Annotated in this window: 17 protein-coding genes; 4 read left to right on the top strand and 13 right to left on the bottom strand. The window is 70.6% G+C overall.

The window, feature by feature from the left end; translation table 11 throughout:
• Window positions 1–95 precede the first annotated feature (95 nt).
• From N5079_RS31405 to N5079_RS31385, 5 genes are all read right to left on the bottom strand, one after another.
• A complete protein-coding gene (locus N5079_RS31405; protein WP_261587802.1) occupies window positions 96–743 on the bottom strand; it encodes a response regulator transcription factor in 648 nt (215 codons plus the stop codon).
• Window positions 734–2,224 (bottom strand): sensor histidine kinase, encoded by a 1,491-nt coding sequence (locus N5079_RS31400; protein ID WP_261587801.1) that lies wholly within the window; start codon window positions 2,222–2,224, stop codon window positions 734–736. The genes N5079_RS31405 and N5079_RS31400 overlap by 10 nt, the downstream gene beginning before the upstream one ends.
• Window positions 2,221–2,763 (bottom strand): hypothetical protein, encoded by a 543-nt coding sequence (locus tag N5079_RS31395; RefSeq protein WP_261587800.1) that lies wholly within the window; start codon window positions 2,761–2,763, stop codon window positions 2,221–2,223. The genes N5079_RS31400 and N5079_RS31395 overlap by 4 nt, the downstream gene beginning before the upstream one ends.
• A 209-nt stretch (window positions 2,764–2,972) precedes the next feature.
• The gene (locus N5079_RS31390) at window positions 2,973–4,289 is read right to left on the bottom strand and encodes a carotenoid oxygenase family protein (RefSeq protein ID WP_261587799.1); all 1,317 of its coding nucleotides are present in this window, start codon (window positions 4,287–4,289) and stop codon (window positions 2,973–2,975) included.
• A gap of 13 nt (window positions 4,290–4,302) precedes the next feature.
• Window positions 4,303–4,860 (bottom strand): hypothetical protein, encoded by a 558-nt coding sequence (locus N5079_RS31385; RefSeq protein ID WP_261587798.1) that lies wholly within the window; start codon window positions 4,858–4,860, stop codon window positions 4,303–4,305.
• A 91-nt stretch (window positions 4,861–4,951) separates the two neighbouring features.
• Between N5079_RS31385 and N5079_RS31380 the strand changes: the two genes are divergently transcribed.
• The 3 genes from N5079_RS31380 to N5079_RS31370 all read left to right on the top strand — a co-directional run bounded on the left by N5079_RS31380 (window position 4,952) and on the right by N5079_RS31370 (window position 11,078).
• Window positions 4,952–5,527, top strand: a complete 576-nt coding sequence (locus N5079_RS31380; RefSeq protein ID WP_261587797.1) for a PadR family transcriptional regulator — start codon at window positions 4,952–4,954, stop codon at window positions 5,525–5,527.
• A 73-nt stretch (window positions 5,528–5,600) separates the two neighbouring features.
• Window positions 5,601–8,288: an AAA family ATPase gene (locus tag N5079_RS31375; protein ID WP_261587796.1), complete on the top strand. Its 2,688-nt coding sequence runs from the start codon at window positions 5,601–5,603 to the stop codon at window positions 8,286–8,288.
• 54 nt (window positions 8,289–8,342) lie between these two features.
• Window positions 8,343–11,078 (top strand): AAA family ATPase, encoded by a 2,736-nt coding sequence (locus N5079_RS31370; RefSeq protein ID WP_261587795.1) that lies wholly within the window; start codon window positions 8,343–8,345, stop codon window positions 11,076–11,078.
• A gap of 7 nt (window positions 11,079–11,085) precedes the next feature.
• Here the strand turns inward: N5079_RS31370 and dnaB are convergent, their stop codons facing one another.
• Window positions 11,086–12,453: a replicative DNA helicase gene (gene dnaB, locus N5079_RS31365; RefSeq protein WP_261587794.1), complete on the bottom strand. Its 1,368-nt coding sequence runs from the start codon at window positions 12,451–12,453 to the stop codon at window positions 11,086–11,088.
• A 301-nt stretch (window positions 12,454–12,754) separates the two neighbouring features.
• On the opposite strand from dnaB, the gene N5079_RS31360 reads away from it, so the two are divergent.
• The gene (locus N5079_RS31360) at window positions 12,755–14,080 is read left to right on the top strand and encodes an MATE family efflux transporter (RefSeq protein WP_261587793.1); all 1,326 of its coding nucleotides are present in this window, start codon (window positions 12,755–12,757) and stop codon (window positions 14,078–14,080) included.
• A 23-nt stretch (window positions 14,081–14,103) separates the two neighbouring features.
• On the opposite strand, the gene N5079_RS31355 is transcribed toward N5079_RS31360, so the two are convergent.
• From N5079_RS31355 to rpsF, 7 genes are all read right to left on the bottom strand, one after another.
• Window positions 14,104–14,847, bottom strand: coding sequence for an amino acid ABC transporter ATP-binding protein (locus tag N5079_RS31355; RefSeq protein ID WP_315967901.1), 744 nt, complete (start codon window positions 14,845–14,847; stop codon window positions 14,104–14,106).
• Window positions 14,844–15,710 carry an amino acid ABC transporter permease gene (locus tag N5079_RS31350; protein ID WP_261587792.1) on the bottom strand — a complete coding sequence of 289 codons (867 nt, stop codon included), beginning with the start codon at window positions 15,708–15,710 and terminating at the stop codon, window positions 14,844–14,846. The genes N5079_RS31355 and N5079_RS31350 overlap by 4 nt, the downstream gene beginning before the upstream one ends.
• A 171-nt stretch (window positions 15,711–15,881) precedes the next feature.
• Window positions 15,882–16,760: an ABC transporter substrate-binding protein gene (locus tag N5079_RS31345; protein WP_261587791.1), complete on the bottom strand. Its 879-nt coding sequence runs from the start codon at window positions 16,758–16,760 to the stop codon at window positions 15,882–15,884.
• A 172-nt stretch (window positions 16,761–16,932) separates the two neighbouring features.
• Complete coding sequence (gene rplI, locus N5079_RS31340; RefSeq protein ID WP_261587790.1) at window positions 16,933–17,379, bottom strand: 50S ribosomal protein L9; 447 nt, start codon at window positions 17,377–17,379, stop codon at window positions 16,933–16,935.
• An 18-nt stretch (window positions 17,380–17,397) separates the two neighbouring features.
• On the bottom strand, window positions 17,398–17,634 hold the full coding sequence (rpsR, locus tag N5079_RS31335; RefSeq protein WP_061256131.1) for a 30S ribosomal protein S18: 237 nt from the start codon (window positions 17,632–17,634) through the stop codon (window positions 17,398–17,400).
• 81 nt (window positions 17,635–17,715) lie between these two features.
• Window positions 17,716–18,258: a single-stranded DNA-binding protein gene (locus N5079_RS31330; RefSeq protein WP_261587789.1), complete on the bottom strand. Its 543-nt coding sequence runs from the start codon at window positions 18,256–18,258 to the stop codon at window positions 17,716–17,718.
• Window positions 18,259–18,350: 92 nt separating this feature from the next.
• Window positions 18,351–18,641: a 30S ribosomal protein S6 gene (gene rpsF / locus N5079_RS31325; protein ID WP_261587788.1), complete on the bottom strand. Its 291-nt coding sequence runs from the start codon at window positions 18,639–18,641 to the stop codon at window positions 18,351–18,353.
• Between the last annotated feature and the right edge of the window lie 107 nt (window positions 18,642–18,748).

Below are 18,748 nucleotides of genomic sequence, written 5' to 3'. Positions count from 1 at the left end.
GCCGCCCTGCGCAAGCCGTACTGTGCTCGAAAGGTAGCTCCTCGGACCGACAGAATCGGCCGTCCCGATCGGTCTCAGTGTGTCACCGAAGGGCGCTACCTGCCGTTGAGAAAGGCCAGCACGGCCAGCACGCGGCGGTTGTCGTCATCCGAGGGGGCGAGACCCAGCTTGGCGAAGATGCTCGCCGTGTGCTTGCCGACCGCGCTGTCGCTGAGATACAGCCGCTGGCCGATCGCGGTGTTGGACCGGCCCTCCGCCATGAGTTCGAGCACCTCGCGCTCGCGCGGGGTGAGGCGGCCCACGGGCTCGTTGCGGGCGTTGCTGACCAGGAGCTTGGCGATGACCTCCGGGTCCATCGCCGTCCCGCCGGCGGCCACGCGGCGGACGGCGTCGATGAACTGCTCGCCGTTGAAGACCCGGTCCTTCAGCAGGTAGCCGATCCCGCCCGTGCCGTCGGCGAGCAACTCCCTGGCGTAGAGCTGCTCGACGTGCTGCGAGAGCACCAGGATCGGCAGTCCCGGGATCCGCCGCCTGGCGGCCAGCGACGCTTGGAGGCCCTCGTCGGTGAACGTGGGCGGGAGCCGTACGTCGACGACCGCGACGTCGGGGCGCTCCCTGACCAGGGCGTCGAGCAGCTCGGGGCCGGACTCGACCGCCGCGACGACCTCGCAGCCGTGCGCGCGCAGCAGATGGACGAGCCCCTCCCGGAGAAGGTGCAGATCCTCGGCCAGCACTACTCGCACGAGGCTCCCTCTTCCCGATGCTGCGCGGTCAGGACCGAGGCGACGGTGAGCATCGTGGCCCCGAGGGCGATCATGCCGACGATCACGGGCCATTGCCAGGGCTCGGGCAGGTAGAGCGCGAGGAACCAGGCCTTCTCTGACGCCCCGGCCAGCTTGAAGCCCATCGTGACAAATCCCTGAGGAATCAGCGGGATCCAGCACAGGGCCCAGCACAGGGCCATCGTGATCGCCCGCCACTTCGGAATCGGCGGCAGCCGGACCTCGAAGGCACGCGGCAGCTCGATCGTGACGGTGGTCGGGCCGCCGGCCGGGCTGCTCAGCGCCAGGACGCCGTCGAAGGCGGCGATCCTGCGCTCGATGCCCTGGAGGCCGGTGCCCCGCGACGGGTCGGCGCCGCCCTGGCCGTCGTCGGACACCATGATCCGCAGGGCCGTGCCCTGGTGGCTGAGGTCGATCCACGCCTCGGTCGCGCCGCCGTGCCGTACGGCGTTGGTGAGCAGTTCGCTGACGGCGAAGTAGGCAGCCGACTCCAGGGGAGGGTCGGGCCTCGCGGCCAGGTCGACGGTGACATGGGTCCGCAGCGGGCTGTCCAGGGCCATGGCCCGTACGGCGTCGCCGAGCCCGCGCTCGGCGAGCACCGGCGGGTGGATGCCGCGCACGAGCCGGCGGATCTCCTGGAGCGCGTCCGAGGAGGCGTCCCTCGCCTTGGCGAGCAGCGCCTTCGCGGCGGCCGGGTCCGACTCCATGAGCTGCTCCGCCGCGCCGATCGTCATGCCGACCGCCACCAGGCGCGCTTGGGCGCCGTCGTGCAGGTCGCGCTCGATCCGGCGCAACTCGGCGGCCTGCGAGTCGACGACCTCGGTGCGGGCCCGGGCCAGGGTGCTCACGCGGCGGGCCAGCCGGGCCTTCTCGGTCGGGCCGAGCAGCGCCCGGGCGATCTGCCCGTAGGACCGCAGAGCCCACGGGGCGTACCAGGGCGCGCTCGCCACGGCCAGAGCCACCCAGACCAGGCCGAGGGCGGTGCCTCCCACGAGCTGCGCCACGCCCAGGACGACCAGGAGCAGCGGCGCTCCGGCGATCAGACCCCCCGCCCACATGCCCGGCACGAGGAACGCGAGGTCGTGCCAGGTCGCCGAATCCTTCATCAGCCAGCTCAGCCGCTGGTTGAAGGCAGGGATCCGGGGCGTCTTGTAGAGCGAGCGGCCCTCCCGGTACCAGCCGTCGCGCTGCGGCACCGGCGGAGGGGGCGCCGGAAGGTAGGGCTCTTCGACGTCGACTCCGCACCACTCGCGGACCACGCGCCGGTTGAGTCCCGCCATCGCCCGTGCGAGCCGTACCGCCGGCGGGAAGAGGAAGATCATGCCGAAGAGGAAGGTGAGCAGGATGCCCACCAGCGCCACGAGGGCCACGACCTGCCCCAGCAGCGCCAGGAGGAACAGGGCGAGGCCACGCCGCACCGCCACAGCCGTTCGTCGGTTCATGCGCCCAGTCTGGAACGGGACGGGTGGGTCGCACAGTGGGCGCGGACACCCGATCGGGGTGGGGCCAGGTGCACCCCCAGTGGGTCTTCAGCCGCATTCCCCGCGCTTCCCCCGATCCCTAGCGTCATCGGCATGGCAATCATCACGGTGCGAAACCTCCGCAGGACGTACGGCACGCGGGTGGCGGTCGAGGATGTCTCGTTCTCCGTCGAGGAGGGCGAGATCTTCAGCCCGAAGTCGACTTCGTCGTACACGTCGGGATCGGCCAGGCCGAACCGCGCCCCCGTCGCCCTGCCCGTGGTCGTGTCCCACACCCGTACGGTCCGGCCGGCCGCCACGGCGAGGAAGCGGCCGTCCAGGACCGCCCGGCGCAGGCTGGGCCCCTCGACGTACTCGCTGACGATGTACGGCTTGGGACCGTCCAGGACCGCGGCGAGAACGGGGGCGGTGCAGAAGGAGGCCACCCGCTGCGACGCCGCGGCCTCCTTGCCCAGCTGAGCCCGCAGATCGGGGTCGCTGGCCGCGTCGCCGTGGAGCACCTTGACGGCGACCCGCCTGCCCTCGCTGTCGTAGGCCTCGTAGACGACCCCCTGCCCTCCGGCACCGAGGCGTCCGGCCAGCCAGAAATCCCCAGACGTGGAGGGTCTCCGGGCAGCAGAGCGGACGCCAATGCCATGTGATCACCCCGTCGTGTCGGACCGGCTCCCGAGGTTAGATGCCGGCAAGGGCACTGGAGTTGGCACAGGTCTCAGTCGCCGGGGATCCACGACCCGTGAAAGCCCGCCGGGACGCGGCGCGGGAGCCGTACGGACGCGACCTCCTTGAGGTCCGACGCGTCGAGGACGAGCAGCTCGGCCCCGTGGTCCGTACCGACGATCGACAGCAGCCAGCCCTCGTCCTCGGCGCCGCAATCGGAACCGGGGCCCGAGCCGGGACCGGCGGGCACGAACACCGCCTCACCCGGCGACGCCTCCCCCGTGCCGTGGGACTGGCTCCCGCCCGTCACGGTGTCGTACTTCACGATCGCGTCGGCGCCCGCGGTGTAGACATAGCGGTTGCCCAGGCCGGTGTACCTGTCGTTGATCGTGGGGAACTCGACATCGCGGTCGTCGAGCCGCTCCTCCCCGACGGCGCCTGTGGCGGGGTCGAGCACCCAGCGGTACAGGCCGGACCCTCCGGTCTCGGCGGCCGGGTTGACGCTCCCCCCGATCCGCGGCCACAGCGCGGTGAACGCCCCCGGCGAGTAGCGGATGCCGTCGAGGACGACGCGCCCGTGCTCGTCCTCCCGGGCGTTGCCGACGTGGAACACATAGCAGGGGTCGATGTCGAACCACCGCACCTCCCCGCCGTTTCGCGGCATGACCCCGAGGCGCGCGCCGTAGGAGTCGTCCCAGCGGTACGGCAGGCCGCGCCCGGCCAGCCTCAGGTCGAACACCACCGGCAGGTCCAGCCACACCACGGCGCTCCGGGTGATCGCGAAGTCGTGCATCATGGTCGGCCCCGGGACGGGGATCTCCCGGCTCTCCACCAGCTCCCCGCTCGCCGACAGGCGGTGATAGGTCAGGTACGGCGCGGCCAAGCCGTACCCGAAGAAGTGCAGCTCACCCGTGATCGGGTCCTCCTTGGGGTGGGCCGTCATCGCCGTGGTCAGCCTGCCCCCGAAGTCGCACGGCCCGACCGTCTCCAGCTCGCCCGTCATCTCGTACGGCAGGCCGTTCTCGACCAGCGCGAGGATCCGTCCGGCGTGGTGGATGACGTGGGTGTTGGCGCGCACCGCGGTCAGGTCGACGCCGTTCGGCCCGACGAACTCGGCGCCCTCCAGGCTCCGCGTGCGGACCCACCGGTTGCGGTACCACTCGGCGCGGCCGTCCCTGAGCCGGATGCCGTGGATCATGCCATGTCCGATGAACCAGTGACCCGGGTCCTGGCCGGCCAGCGGGTTGGGGCCGTTGCGGAAGTAGCGGCCGCTCAGCTCGGGCGGCAGCGATCCGGTAACGGGCAGGTCAAGGGCGTCGATCTCATCCGGGACCGGGGCGAACCGGCCGGTCAGGTAGTAGGAGGACATCGGACATCTCCTGTCAGGCGGCGTAGCGGGCTCGGACGATCTTGGGGTACTGGACGGTGAAGAGGGCGGGCAGGGCGAAGCCGCAGATCTTGACCGAGACGATGGCGGCGGTGGCGTGGGGCGCCACGGCGAACAACACGGCGAGGCCGGCGGCGTTCAGCGTGAAGGCGGCCGCCCACACGGCGGTGATGATGGCGTTGACCCGGTAGAACAGCGGGGTGCCGTGCACCTCCGGAGGAGTCTGGCCACGGGCGATGCCGAGCGTGAAGGGCCGGCGGATGGCCAGCGACAGCCAGGCGGTGATCGCCAGCCAGCCGACCGAGGCGGCCGGGCCGTACTCACCCAAGGGCGCCGGGGAGATCGTGAAGGCGGCGATGACGAGCCCCGCGAAGAACAGCCCCGAGCTGACCTCGATCACCAGCTCGTCCCATCCGCGCCCGGCCCGGCGGTCGGCCGCCAGGAGCACGGCGGAGAGGGCCAGTCCGGTGACCGCGCCGTACCGGGACTCGCCGTTCGTGCTGAGCACGGCGAAGGCGATCCAGGGGAGGAAGGTGCGGACGTAGCGGATCACGGAAGCTCCGGTTCAGACATTCCAATACTGACATGTCGAACGTAGAACCACTACTGGCGACATGTCAATACAGGAATGTAGGATCCATGCCATGAGCCTCCGTCACGCCATGCTGGGTCTGCTGGCCGCCGGCCCGGCCAGCGGCTACGACCTGCTGAAACTCTTCGAGATCTCCCTGGCGAACGTCTGGCCCGCCACCCAGAGCCAGGTCTACGCGGAGCTCAGTCGCCTGGCGAACGCCGGTCTGGTGAAGGCCGCCGCGGAGGGGCCGCGTGGCCGCAAGGAGTACGCGATCACCGACGAAGGGCTGGCAGAGCTGCGCCACTGGCTGACCGACGTCGAGCCGAAGCCGGTCAGGCGCATCGACATGCTGCTGCGTGTGTTCTTCCTCGACCGGCTCGACCCGGCCCAGGCCCACGACTACCTGGAACGGCAGGCCGCCGAGGCGGCGCAGGACCACGAGGAGCTGCTCGAGTTGCGGGAGACCGTGAGCCAGGGCGAGGACGCCCTGTCGGTCTACGGCAGCCTCGCCCTCGAATGGGGCCTGCGCTTCACCGCCATGCAGCGCGAGTGGGCCGAATGGGCCGCCGGTCAGGTCACCGCCCTGGGCGGACGGACATTCAACCCCGTGCCGACCGATCCGCGTCTTTTCGGGTCGGGTGATTGAGTCAACTGACTCAAGCCGGTCCGTCGTGGTTTCTCTAATGTCGTGTGCACCAGAACACTCGGAAGAGGAACCAATGCCCACAGGGGTGCTCGTCGGCAGGCAGCGAGAGATCGAGGTGCTGACCGAGATCATCGATCGTACGCCGCCGCGCGGAGCGGTCCTGCTGCTGCTCGGCGACCCCGGCATCGGCAAGTCGGCCCTGCTGAGCACGGCGGAGTCCAGGGCGCGCGCCCACGGCTACCGCGTGCTCAGCGTGGTCGGCGTGGAATGCGAGACGACGCTGCCGTTCGCCGGGCTGCACCAGCTCCTGCGGCCGTTGCTGCCCTCCGTCACCCGGCTGCCCGCCGGTCAGCGCGACGCGCTTCTGTCCGCTTTCGGGCTCGCCGAGGGCCCTCGGCCCGAGCCCTTCCTCATCGCGCTGGCGGCGGTCAACCTGCTGGCCGCCGCCGCCGCGGACCAGCCGATCGCCATCCTCGCCGACGACGTGCAGTGGCTCGACCCGCAGACGCATGAGGCCCTCACGTTCGCCGGCCACCGGGTGGACGAGAGCCCCGTCCTGATCATCGGAGCGATGCGCACCGGCCATTCCGGGCCCTTCCTGAACGCCGGATTCCCCCAGCTCACGGTGGAGGGCGTGGACGACGACGCCGCGACGGCGATCCTTTCGGCGCACGCCCCCAATCTGAGCGCCGGCGAACGGCTGCGCATCCGGCGCGAGGCGCTCGGCAACCCTCTGGCACTGCTGGAGTTGCCGAGCGCCTCACGCGGATCCCACGTCCAGGCCGCCGGGCTGCGGCCGTCGAGCCTGTCCAACCGGCTCGAACGGGCGTTCGCGGGCCGGATCGCCGAGCTGCCGCCGCCGACCAGGGACGCCCTGCTCATCACGACCGTCGACTCCACCAGCGACCTGACCGAGATCCTCGCCGCGACCTCGGTCCTGCGTGGGAGCGACGCCTCCCGGGAGGTCTTCGGCCCGGCCGAGGCGGCGGGACTGATCTACCTCACCGAGGGACGCGTCGAGTTCCGGCATCCGCTCATGCGCTCCGGAGTCCTGCAGGCGGAGACCCTCGTGCGGCTCCAGGCGGCCAACGCGGCGCTGGCCGACATCCTGGGGGACGAGCCGTACCGGCGCACCTGGCACCGCGCCCAGTCCATCATCGGCCCCGACGACCACATCGCCGACGACCTGGAGGCAAACGCCTCGGTAGCGCTGAGCAGGGGCGCGGTGATGTCGGCGATCGGAGACCTGGAGCGGTCCGCCCAGCTGACCAGCGGCTCCGCCCGGCGCGGGCACCGGCTTCTCGTGGCGGCCGAGCACGCCTTCGGGCTGGGCCGCGTCGACATCGTCGAGCAACTGCTTCAGGCGGCCGCCCGGACCAACCTGTCCGACCTCGACCGGGCCCGGATGGAATGGCTCCGCGAGATCTTCAACGACGGCATCCCCGGAGACGGGCGGCGGGTGATCGAGCTTTCCGACATCGCCGTGCGCTCGGCCGAGGCCGGCGACCTGGATCTCGCCCTGAACCTGCTGCTCGGCGCCGCTCTGCGGTGCTGGTGGGCGGACACCGGACCGGAGGCGCGCGCCCGGGTGGTCACCGTCACCGAGCGGATGCCGGAGACGGCGCACGACCCGCGGCATGTCGCGACCCTGGGGGTGGCCGAGCCGGTGCTCCGCGGCGAGGCCGTGATGACCGCCCTGGCGGGGATCGCCGTCGATGAGGTCGACAACGCCGACACCCTGCGCCTGCTGGGGATGGCCGCGCACGCGGTCGGCCACGAGGTCCTCGCCGCCGACCTCCTCGGGCGGTCGGAGGTGGCGCTGCGGGAGCAGGGCCGCCTCGGGCTGCTGTCCCACGTGCTCAGCATGCAGGTCATGGTCCGCGTCGTCCTCGGACACCTGGAGCGAGCGGCCGCCGCGGCCGAAGAGGGCGAGCGCCTGGCCGTCGAGACCGGACAGCCGATCTGGCGAACCGGCACGCTCGTCTGCGACTCGGTGCTGAACGCCTACCTTGGCAACGCGGAGGAGGCGCTGCGACTCGCCACCGAGGCGGAGCTCGAGGCCGGGCGCCGGAAGCTCAACGACCTGCTGTCCTGCGTGCAGCTCGCGCGGGGCGCCGCGTGGCTCGCGGCGGGCCGCGACCGGGACGCCTACCAGGCGCTGAGGCGCGCCTTCGACCCGGCCGATCCGAGCTTCCACCAGCGGGAACGGTTCACCGGCGTGATGTTCCTCGCCGACGCGGGACAACGCGCCGGTCACCGCGAGGACGCCCGTGAGGTGCTGGCCGACCTCGAAGACGTCGCCCTCGTCACGCCCTCGCCGATCCTGCACGTCAACCTGCTGTACGCGCGGGCGGTGCTCGCCGACGATCAGGAGGCGGAGAACCTCTACCTGCTGGCGCTCCAGCAGGACCTGTCCCGCTGGCCCTTCGCCAGGGCGAAGATCAAGCTGGCGTACGGCGGGTGGTTGCGACGCCACCGGCGGCTCGCCCAGGCCCGTTCGTTCCTGCGGGCGGCGCAGACCGCTCTGGACGGGATCGGCGCGGCGACCTGGGCCGACGAGGCCCGGATCGAACTCCACGCGGCGGGCGCGGAGATCTCCTGGCCGGCCGGAGAAGCAGGCGGCCCGGTGCGGGAACGGCAGATCGCCGTCTTCGTCGCCCAGGGCCTACCGGACGACGAGATAGCGCGGCAGCTCTACCTTTCGCCGGACATCGTGAGGCTGTACCGTCGAAAGATTCGCGAGGAAAGTGACATAACATGACACTCCTCCTCCTGGGCTCGCTTCGCACGACTCCTGAACGTGAGGAGACGTAACGTGACGGAACTCATCGGACGTGACGACGAGCTACAACAACTCCGGGACCTCATCGAACGGGTCCCCGGCACCGGCGGCGCGGTGGTCATCGCCGGCGAGGCCGGAATCGGGAAGTCGTCGCTCCTGCGCGCGGCCGTCCGCGATGGCCTGGCGGCGGGTCTCGACGTTTTGGAGACCACCGGCGTGGAGTCGGAGGCACGGCTGCCCTTCGCCGGGCTGCACCAGCTGCTGCGGCCGATCATGCGCCTCTCCGGAGCGCTGCCGGCGCCGCAGCGGAGAGCGCTGCTGTCCGCGTTCGGCGCCGACGACGGCCCACCGCCCGACGCTTTCCTGATCGCGCTGGCCGCGCTGAACCTGCTGACGGAGGCGGCGGCCCGGCGGCCCGTCCTCGCCGCGGTGGACGACGTGCAGTGGCTCGACCATCCCACCCAGGAGGCCCTGGCTTTCGTCGCCCGCCGGGTGAGCTCCGACCCGATCATCATCATCGGCACCCTGCGCAGCGGGCACGCCGGGCCGTTCGTCACCGCGGGCCTGCCCCAGGTTGAGGTGCACGGGCTGGGCGACTCCGCGTCACGGCACGTCCTGACCGTCAGCGCCGCCGACCTGAGCCTCGCCGACCGGGAGCGCATCCTGCGGGACGCACGCGGCAACCCGCTCGCCCTGGCGGAGCTCCCCGCCGCGTGGCGCGCGGCCAAACAGCGGGGTGCGGAGTCCCTGCCGGCGTTCCTCCCGCTCACCGCCAAACTGGAGCGTGCGTTCGCCGGCCGCATCGCGGAGCTTCCCGGACCGGCGCGTGACGCCGTCCTCATCGCCGCCGTCGACTACGAAGACGAACTGCCGGAGATCCTCGCCGCCGCCTCCCTGCTGTCCGGGCGGCAACTCGCCGTGGACGTCCTGGACGGAGCCGCGAGGACGGGACTGCTCCACATCGAGGGTACGCATGTCCGCTTCCGTCATCCCCTGGTCAGATCCGCCGTGGTGCAGTCCGAGACGCTCGCGCGCCGGTTGGCGGCGAACGCCGCGCTGGCGGACGTCATGGTGAGCGAGCCGTACCGGCGCACCTGGCACCGCGCCCAGTCGATCGTGGGACCCGACGACGACGTCGCCGACGAGCTGGAGGCGAGCCACACCGTTTCGCTGCGGCGCGGCTCCGTCACCGCGGCCATCTGGGCCCTGGAGAGAGCCGCACAGCTCACCACCGACTCCGCCCGGCGCGGTCGCCGGCTGCTCCTGGCCTGCGAGCACGCCTTCGGGCTCGGCCAGGTGGACATGGTCGACAGGCTCCTCAGGGCCGCCGAGCAGACCGCCCTGTCGGAGCTCGACTGGGCCAGGATGGAATGGCTCCGCGAGATCTTCAACGACGGTGTCCCGGGAGACGCCGGACGCGTCTTCGAGCTGTGCGACATCGCCGAACGGTCGGATCACGCCGGCGACACCGACCTGGCGTTGAACCTGCTGCTCGGTGCGGCACTGCGCTGCTGGTGGGCGGACACCGGACCGGAGGCGCGGGCTCGGGTGGTCGCCGTCACCGAGGGACTCCGGGACAGGGAGACCGATCCGCGCTACATCGCGGCGGTGGCGGTGGCCGAGCCCGTGCTGCGCGGCACCGCCGTGGACCGCATGCTGTCGCGGGCCGCCTCGGACGAGAGCAACGACGCCGACGCGCTGCGGCTGTTCGGCATGGCCGCACACGCGACCGGCGACCTGGTGCGCGCGACCGAACTGCTGGGCAAGGCGGAGACCATGCTGCGCGAGCAGGGCAGGCTCGGCCTGCTCTCACACGTGCTGACCATGCAGATCAACGACCACCTCCTGCTGGGCGACTGGGAGCGGGCCGCCGCCGTGGCGGAGGCCGGCCGCAGGGTCGCCGGAGAGACCGGGCAGCCGCTCTGGACCACCGGCTCGCTCGTCCAGGACGCCATCGCGGCCGCCTTACGCGGCGACAGTGACCAGGCGCTGCGAATGGCGGCCACGGCGGAGTCGGCCGCCAACCAGCAGCGCCTCAACGACCTGCTGGCCTGCGTGCAACTCGCCAGGGGCCTCGCGTGGGCCGCCACCGGCAGGTACGCCGAGGCGTACGAGGCCCTGCGTCGGCTGTTCGACCGCGCGGATCCCAGCTACCACCAGCGGGAGTGCTTCGACGGCGTGATGTTCCTGGCCGAGGCCGGGGCGCACAGCGGCAATCGCGATGAGGCCCGGCTCATCATCGGCGAGCTGGAGGAGGTCGCCCTCGTCACCACCTCACCGCTCCTGCACGTCCATCTGATGTACGCCCGCGCGGTGCTCGCGGACGACGCCGAGGCCGAGGAGCTCTACCTGACGGCGCTGAGCAAGGACCTGACCCGGTGGCCCTTCGTCAAGGCGAAGACCCAGCTCGCGTACGGCACCTGGCTTCGCCGGCAGCGCCGCGCCACCGAGGCCCGGACACCGCTGCGGGCGGCGCAGACCACGCTTGGCCTCATCGGCGCCACCACCTGGGCCGCGCAGGCCCAAGCCGAGCTCCGGGCCGCCGGCGAACGCGTCGAGCAGCCGAGCTACGACGGGTCGCCGGCGCTGTCGCCGCAGGAGCTGCAGATCGCCCGGCTCGCCGCCGAGGGGCTGTCCAACCGGGAGATCGGGGAAAGGCTCCACCTCTCACCGCGGACGATCGGCTCGCATCTGTACCGCATCTTTCCCAAGCTCAACATCACGTCGCGGGCACAGCTCGCGTCCCGGCTGACCCTGGACGCCACCTGAGCGGCCGTCAGTGGGTCGCCATGTCGACGAACCGGCTGTAGTGGCCCTGGAAGGCCACTGTGACGGTCGCCGTGGGCCCGTTACGGTGCTTGGCCACGATCAGGTCGGCCTCTCCCACCCGGGGGGACTCCCGCTCATAGGCGTCCTCCCGGTGCAGCAGGATGACCATGTCCGCGTCTTGCTCGATGGAGCCGGATTCGCGCAAATCGGACACCTGGGGGCGCTTGTCCGTGCGCTGCTCCGGACCGCGGTTGAGCTGGGAGATCGCGATGACGGGGACCTCGAGCTCCTTCGCCAGCAGCTTGAGGGCACGTGACAGCTCGGAGACCTCCTGCTGGCGGCTCTCGGTCTTCTTGGGCGAGCTCATCAGCTGGAGATAGTCAACGATCACGAACCGGAGATCGTGGCGCTGCTTGAGGCGGCGGCACTTGGCCCGGATCTCCATCATCGACATGTTCGGGGAGTCGTCGATGAAAAGCGGCGCCTCCGCGACCTCGCCCATCCTCCGGGCCATCCGGGTCCAGTCGTCGTCGCTCATCATGCCCGACCGCATGGCCTGCAGACTCACCCGCGCTTCGGCCGACAGCAGTCGCATCGTGATCTCATTGCGCGACATTTCAAGCGAAAAGATGACAGTCGTCATCCCATGCTTGATAGCGGCAGATCTGGCGAAATCTAGCCCCAAAGTAGATTTGCCGATCGCGGGGCGGGCGGCTACGACGATCATCTGGCCGGGGTGGAGGCCATTCGTGAGGGAGTCGAGGTCCTGGAAGCCGGTGGGCACGCCGACCATCTGGCCACTGCGGCTGCCGATCGCCTCGATCTCGTCGAGCGCCGACGGCATGATCTCCGAGAGCGGCAGGTAGTCCTCCGAGGTGCGCCGCTCAGTGACCTTGTAGATCTCGGCCTGCGCGCGGTCGACCAGGTCGTCGACCTCCTCGCCCTGCCCGCCGTACCCGTAGGAGACGATGCGGGTGCCGGCCTCGATGAGCCGCCGCAGCACGGCCTGCTCGCGGACGATCTTCGCGTAGTAGCCCGCGTTGGCGGCGGTGGGGACGATCGCCGTCAGCGTGTGGAGGTAGGCGCCGCCGCCCACGCGGGCGACCTCGCCGCGCTTTTGCAGCTCGTCGAAGACGGTGACGGAGTCGGCCGGCTCGCCACGGCCGTACAGGTCGGTGATGACCTCGAAGACGATCTGGTGGGCGGGACGGTAGAAGTCGTCTGAGCGCAGCAACTCGACCACGTCGGCGATGGCGTCCTTGGACAGCAGCATGCCGCCCAGCACCGACTGCTCGGCCTCGATGTTGCTCGGCGGTGTCCGCTCGAACGTCGAGTCCGATCCCCCGGGGCCCCCCGGGAAGTCGATCACGCTCACCTTCACACCCCCCTACCCAGCCGCCCCAGCATCCCCAACTTGTAGCGGCCGGGTCCGACAGTTTCGCGCTCCCGGCTACCGGGCGGCAACCTGAGCTGTTGACAAGGCTGTGGACAACGTGTGCAGACGCGCCCCGCCACGTGTGGGAACCCTGGGGACAGGCCTGTGGACAACGCCGGGCTCCGCCGCGAAAAGCCCACCTGGCCAGGGCTGTTCATATCCACGTGGTGTGGAGGAAAGAAAGTCGGCACGGCAGGCCGATACCGATCGGGCATGGGTCCGTAAGCTGCAAAATAGGCCTATGCCTCTTACGACCGGAACCGGCCGCGACGACCGGCGGGGCCGAACCCATGACAGGGAGATCCTGCGGCTGGCGGTTCCGGCGTTCGGGGCCCTGGTGGCCGAGCCGCTGTTCCTGCTCACCGACTCGATCATCGTCGGCCACCTCCCCGATCCGGCGCTCGGCGCTCTCGGCGTGGCCAGCGCCGCGCTGACGGCCCTGGTGGGCCTGTGCGTGTTCCTCGCCTACGGCACGACGGCGGCCGTGGCCCGGCGGCTCGGCGCGGGCGACGTCAGGCAGGCGATGCGACAGGGCATCGACGGCCTGTGGCTGGCGGCGGCCATCGGCCTCGCGATCGGCGTGGTGGGCTGGCCCCTTGCGCCATTTATCGTACACCTGTTCGGTGCCACGGGCGAGCTCGCCACGCTCGCCGTCACCTACCTGCGCGTGAGTCTGCTCGGCACCCCCGCCATGCTGGTGGTCCTCGCGGGCACGGGCGTGCTGCGCGGCCTCCAGGACACCCGGACCCCCCTCGCCGTGTCGGTCGGCTCGTTCGTGCTGAACGGGCTGCTCAACCTCTGGTTCGTCCTGGGGCTGGGCTGGGGGATCGCGGGGTCGGCCTGGGGCACGGTCGCCGCCCAGACGCTGTCCGCCGCGGTCTATCTCACGCTGGTGGTGCGGGCCGCCCGGCGGCACGGCGCCGCGCTGCGGCCCGACCTTCCCGGTGTGCGGGCCGCCGGCACCGCCGGACTCGCCCTGGTCATCCGTACGGCATGCCTGCAGATCGTCCTGCTCGTCGCCACGTCGATCGCGACCCGCATGGGGGAGGACCAGATCGAGGCGCACACGATCGCCGCCCGGATCTGGACCTTCCTCGCGTTCGCTCTCGATGCCATCGCCATCGCCGGGCAGGCGATCACCGGCCGCGCACTGGGCGCCGGAGACACGGCGGCCACCCGCGCGGCGACGAAGCGCATGGTCATGTGGGGGATCGTCTGCGGCGTCCTGTTCGGCGCCGTCGTGCTGCTGGCCCGGCCGCTCATCCCCCGCCTGTTCGACGCCGACGCGGCGGTCACGGCGCAGCTCCTGGCCGTGCTGTGGCCCGTGGCGCTCTTCCAGCCGATCGCGGGCATCGTCTTCGTGCTGGACGGCGTGCTGATCGGCGCGGGCGACCAGCGCTATCTGGCCTGGGCCGGAGTGTGGAGCACGCTCGCCTACCTGCCGTTCGCCGCGATGGCCGGGAGCCTGGTCGCGCTGTGGCTGGCGCTCGGCGTCTGGATGGCCGCCCGCATGATCACCCTCGCCACCCGCGCGTACGGCACGGCCTGGCTGGTCACCGGGGCCTGAGCCGCAGACCGGGGAACACGGACCTAGAGACGGCCGGCGTCGAGCACGCGCTGGAGGAACTCGCGGGTCCGGGGATGCTCGGGGGCGGTGAAGATCTGCTCGGGCGGCCCGTGCTCCAGCAGCACGCCGCCTTCGAGGAAACAGACCGTGTCCGCGATGTCGCGGGCGAAGCTCATCTCGTGGGTCGCCAGGATCATCGTCATCCCCGAGTCCTTGAGCTCGCGGATGACGCCCAGGACCTCGGTGACGAGCGTGGGGTCGAGCGCCGAGGTGACCTCGTCGAGCAGGAGCAGCCGCGGCTGGGTGGCGAGCGCACGGATGATGGCGACGCGCTGCTGCTGGCCGCCCGAGAGCCGGTCGGGGTACGCCCGCGCCTTGTCCGAAAGGCCGAACCGGGCGAGCAGCTCCCCTGCCTGTTTCTCCGCCTGCACCCGGCTGACCTTCTGCACCTTGCGCGGCGCGAGGGTGATGTTGTCCAGCACGGTCATGTGCGGGAAGAGGTTGTACGACTGGAAGACCATGCCGATCCGGCCGCGCACCTGGTCGGCGTCGGCCCGCACGTCGGTGATCTCGGCGCCGTCCAGGTAGATCGCGCCGTCGTCGATCGTCTCCAGCAGGTTGACGCAGCGCAGCAGCGTGGACTTCCCCGAGCCGGAGGCGCCGATCAGGCAGACCACCTCGTGCGGCGCCACCTCCAGGTCGATCCCGCGCAGCACGCTGTGATGGTGGTAATGCTTCCACACGCCTTCGATCGTCAGCAGGCTCATACGTGCCCCGCTCCCATCTGGCGGCGGGCCGCGCGGGCGGCGAGATGGTCGGTGAAACGGGCCATCGGCACGGTCAGCGCGATGAACAGCGCCGCGGCGCACAGGTAGGGCGTGTAGTTGAACGACGACGCCGCGTGGATCGAGGACTGGCGAAGCGCCTCCAGCGGCCCGAGGAGGGCGACGAGCGCGCTGTCCTTCTGCAGCGAGGCGAAGTCGTTGAGCAGCGGCGGCACCACCCGCCGGACGGCCTGGGGGACGACCACGTAGCGCATCGTCTGGCCGTGGCTCAGCGCCAGCGACCGGGCGGCCGACCGCTGGCTCGGGTGGACCGACTCGATCCCCGAACGGAACACCTCCGCGACGTACGCGCCGTAGGACAGCACGAGCGCGATGATGCCGAGCGTGACGGGGTCGTTGGGCGCGCCCTGGAGCTGGAGCGCGGGAATGCCGAAACCGACGAGGTAGATGAGCAGGATCGTCGGGATGCCGCGGAAGACATCGGTGTAGAAGACCGCCAGCGCCCGCAGCGGGAAGAACACCGGCGACCGCAGGCCCCGCACGAGCGCCACGACCAGGCCCAGCACCAGAATGATCGGCTCGGCGATGACGAAGATCTTGACGTTGAGCAGGAACCCCCGGAGCACGTCGGGGAACGACTCGGCGAGCTGCCCGAAGTCGAAGAACGTCTCCCGGACCCGGGGCCACCCCGGCGACGAAGTGACCAGGATGACGAGCAGGACGGCGACCAGCACGGTGGAGGCCGTGGCGATCGAGATCGACCGCCTGGCCCGGCCGCGCAGCTCGGCCTCGCGGCGGAGCTGCCGGTCGCTCTTCACCCACGCCGGGCCGGCCGGCTCTTCCACCGCCTCGGTTCCAGCCCCACGGGCAGCCACGACGGCGTGATCGCCTTCCGCCTCAGCTCCGGGCCCACGCCCTGCCGCGGCGGCGTGATCGCCTTCCGCCTCGGCTCCGGGCCGCAGCCCGCTGCCCGGCCGTCGGGCCGCGGCGGTCTCCCCTTCGGTCACTTCAGCCCGTCACTTCAGCTCGGGGGCGCCGGCGGCGGCCGTCAGCCACTGGCTCTCGATCTTGGCCAGCTCGCCGGACGACTTGAGCTCGCCCACGGCCTTGTTGACGCAGGTGACCAGCGCGTTGCCCTTCTGGAACAGCAGGCCGAACTCCTCCGGGGTGCCGGAGTTCGCCGCGAACTGGCCGACGATCGTGGAGCCCTTGATCTGGGCGGCGGTGACGTAGAACGCGGTCGGAAGGTCGACCACGATGGCGTCGATCTGCTTGTTCTTCAGCGCGTTGACCGCGTCGATCTGCTGGTTGAAGACGCTGGGGTCGTTGCTCGGCTGGATGACCTGCTGTACGGCCTGCAGGGCGGTGGTGCCGGCCTGCACTCCGATCTTGGCGTCCTTGAGCTGGGCCAGGCCGGAGACCTTGGCGTACTTCGAGCCCTCAAGGGCGACCACGCCCTGCTTGACCGTGTAGTACCCGTCGCTGAAGTCGACCGCCTTCTGGCGCTCGGGCGTGACGGAGGTCTGGTTGATGTCGAAGTCGAACTGCTTGGGACCGGGGGCGAACGACGAGTCGAACGGCACGACGGCCCAGGTGACCTCGTCCTTCGTGAATCCCATCTGCTGCGCGACCGCGTAGGCCACCGCGCTCTCGAAGCCCTGGCCGTTGGACGGGTCGTCGTTCTTGAACCACGGCTCGTAGGCGGGCTTGTCCGTGCCGATCGTCAGCTTGCCCGGCGTCGCCAGCTTGAGCTGGTCCTTGGCGCAGGTGGCGGAGGCGGCCCCGCTTGCCGTACCGGCCGGGCTCGCGGACGTGGACGTGTCGGAGGCCGGCGCGCACGCGGCGACGGCCAGCGTGAGGGCACCGGAGGCCAGTAGCAGCGACGGACGGGGCATTCCAGCCTCCAAGAGGGGCATCTTCGACGGAATCCGCAAAAATGGATTGGGAAGATAATAGCGTTGCCCGTATTCCGCCTTTACCTGGGGAGAATATCCACCTCCGTGAGGCCGGAGACGAGCAAGGGCCCCTCCCGCAGCGGGAAGGGGCCCTTGACGGCTTTCACCGGGGTCAGCCGGCGATGACCTCGACGTCGACGGTCGCCGCGACCTCCGGGTGCAGCTTGACGCTGACCTTGTGGGTGCCGAGGCTCTTGATCGCGTTGCCGATCTCGATGCGGCGGCGGTCGAGCTGCGGGCCACCGGCGGCCTTGACGGCCTCGGCGATGTCGCCCGTGGTCACGGAGCCGAACAGGCGGCCGGACTCGCCGGCGCGGGTCTTCAGCTTGACCTTGAGAGCGCCGAGCTGGCCGGCGACCTCCTTGGCGGTGCCCAGGTCGCGGATCTCGCGGGCGTCACGCGCCTTCTTGATCGAGGCGATCTGGGACTCGGCGCCGCGCGTCCAGCGGATCGCGAAGCCGCGCGGGATGAGGTAGTTGCGGCCGTAGCCGTCCTTCACCTCGACGATGTCGCCGGGAGCGCCGAGGCCGGAGACCTCAGTGGTGAGAATGAGCTTCATGTCCTGAGACTCCTTTCCTTAGCGCGCGGTGCTCGTGTACGGCAGCAGGGCCATCTCACGAGCGTTCTTGATAGCGGTGGCCACGTCGCGCTGGTGCTGGGTGCAGTTGCCCGTGACCCGGCGGGCACGGATCTTGCCGCGGTCGGAGATGAACTTCCGCAGCAGCGCCGTGTCCTTGTAGTCGACGTAGGAGATCTTGTCGTGGCAGAACAGGCAAACCTTCTTCTTCGGCTTGCGCAGTGCCGGCTTCGCCATCGTGGTGCTCCTTTCAGAGCCCCGCATGATGCGGGAATGGTCGCTCGGATTACTTGTGGTGATGTGACGAGACAGGTGTGACTAGAAGGGCGGTTCGTCGCTGAAGTCGCCGCCGCCGAAGCCGCCGCCGCCCTGGCCGCCACCGCCGCCGAAGCCACCGCCACCCTGGCCATAGCCGCCACCCTGCGGAGCAGGGGCGGCGCTCGCCCAGGGGTCGTTGGCCGGGCCGCCGCCGAAACCACCGGCGCCACCCTGGCGGGCGGTCTTGTTCACCTTGGCGGTGGCGTTGCGCAGCGAGGGGCCGACCTCGTCGACCTCGACCTCGTAGACCGTGCGCTTCTCGCCTTCCTTGGTCTCATACGACCGTTGGCGCAGCCGTCCCTGCACGATGACCCGCATGCCGCGCTGCAGGCTCTCGGCGACGTTCTCCGCCGCCTGCCGCCACACGTTGCAGGTCAGGAACAGGCCTTCGCCGTCCTTCCACTCGTTGGTCTGCTTGTCCAGATACCGCGGAGTGGACGCGATGCGGAATCGGGCCACGGCTTGCCCCGTCGGGGTGAAGCGCAGCTCCGGATCGTCGACTAGGTTGCCGACGATGGTGATCGTGGTGTCGCCTGCTGCCATCGGTCGCTTTCGCCTTCCTATCCCGTCAGCTAAGCCGTTAAGGGCTCAGAGTACGGCTACCGCCCGACAATTGGCCGGGGTTCGCCGCACCGTCAGTGAAGCTCGGGGCGGATGACCTTGGTGCGGAGAATGCCCTCGTTCAGGTTGAGCTGACGGTCCAGCTCCTTGACGGTGGCGGGCTCGGCGCTCAGGTCGACGACGGCGTAGATGCCCTCGGACTTCTTGGCGATGTCGTAGGACAGCCGGCGGCGTCCCCAGACGTCGACCTTCTCCACGGTGCCGCCGTCATTGCGGACGACGCTGAGGAACTGGTCGAGCGAGGGCTGCACGGTGCGCTCATCGAGGGACGGGTCGAGGATGACCATCATCTCGTAACGACGCATGCGGAATCCAACCTCCTCTGGACTCTTGCGGTCACGACGCCTTGCCGTGACAGGAGGACACTGCGAACGGACCCGGGCGGATTGCGCCCCGGCCCATACCAGACGCA

It is taken from the genome of Planotetraspora sp. A-T 1434 (assembly GCF_025420585.1).
In the GTDB taxonomy this organism is placed as follows: Bacteria; Actinomycetota; Actinomycetes; order Streptosporangiales; family Streptosporangiaceae; genus JAOEGB01.
Note: the sequence above shows the minus strand (reverse complement) of the source record. Positions and strands in the feature narration are given on the sequence as shown.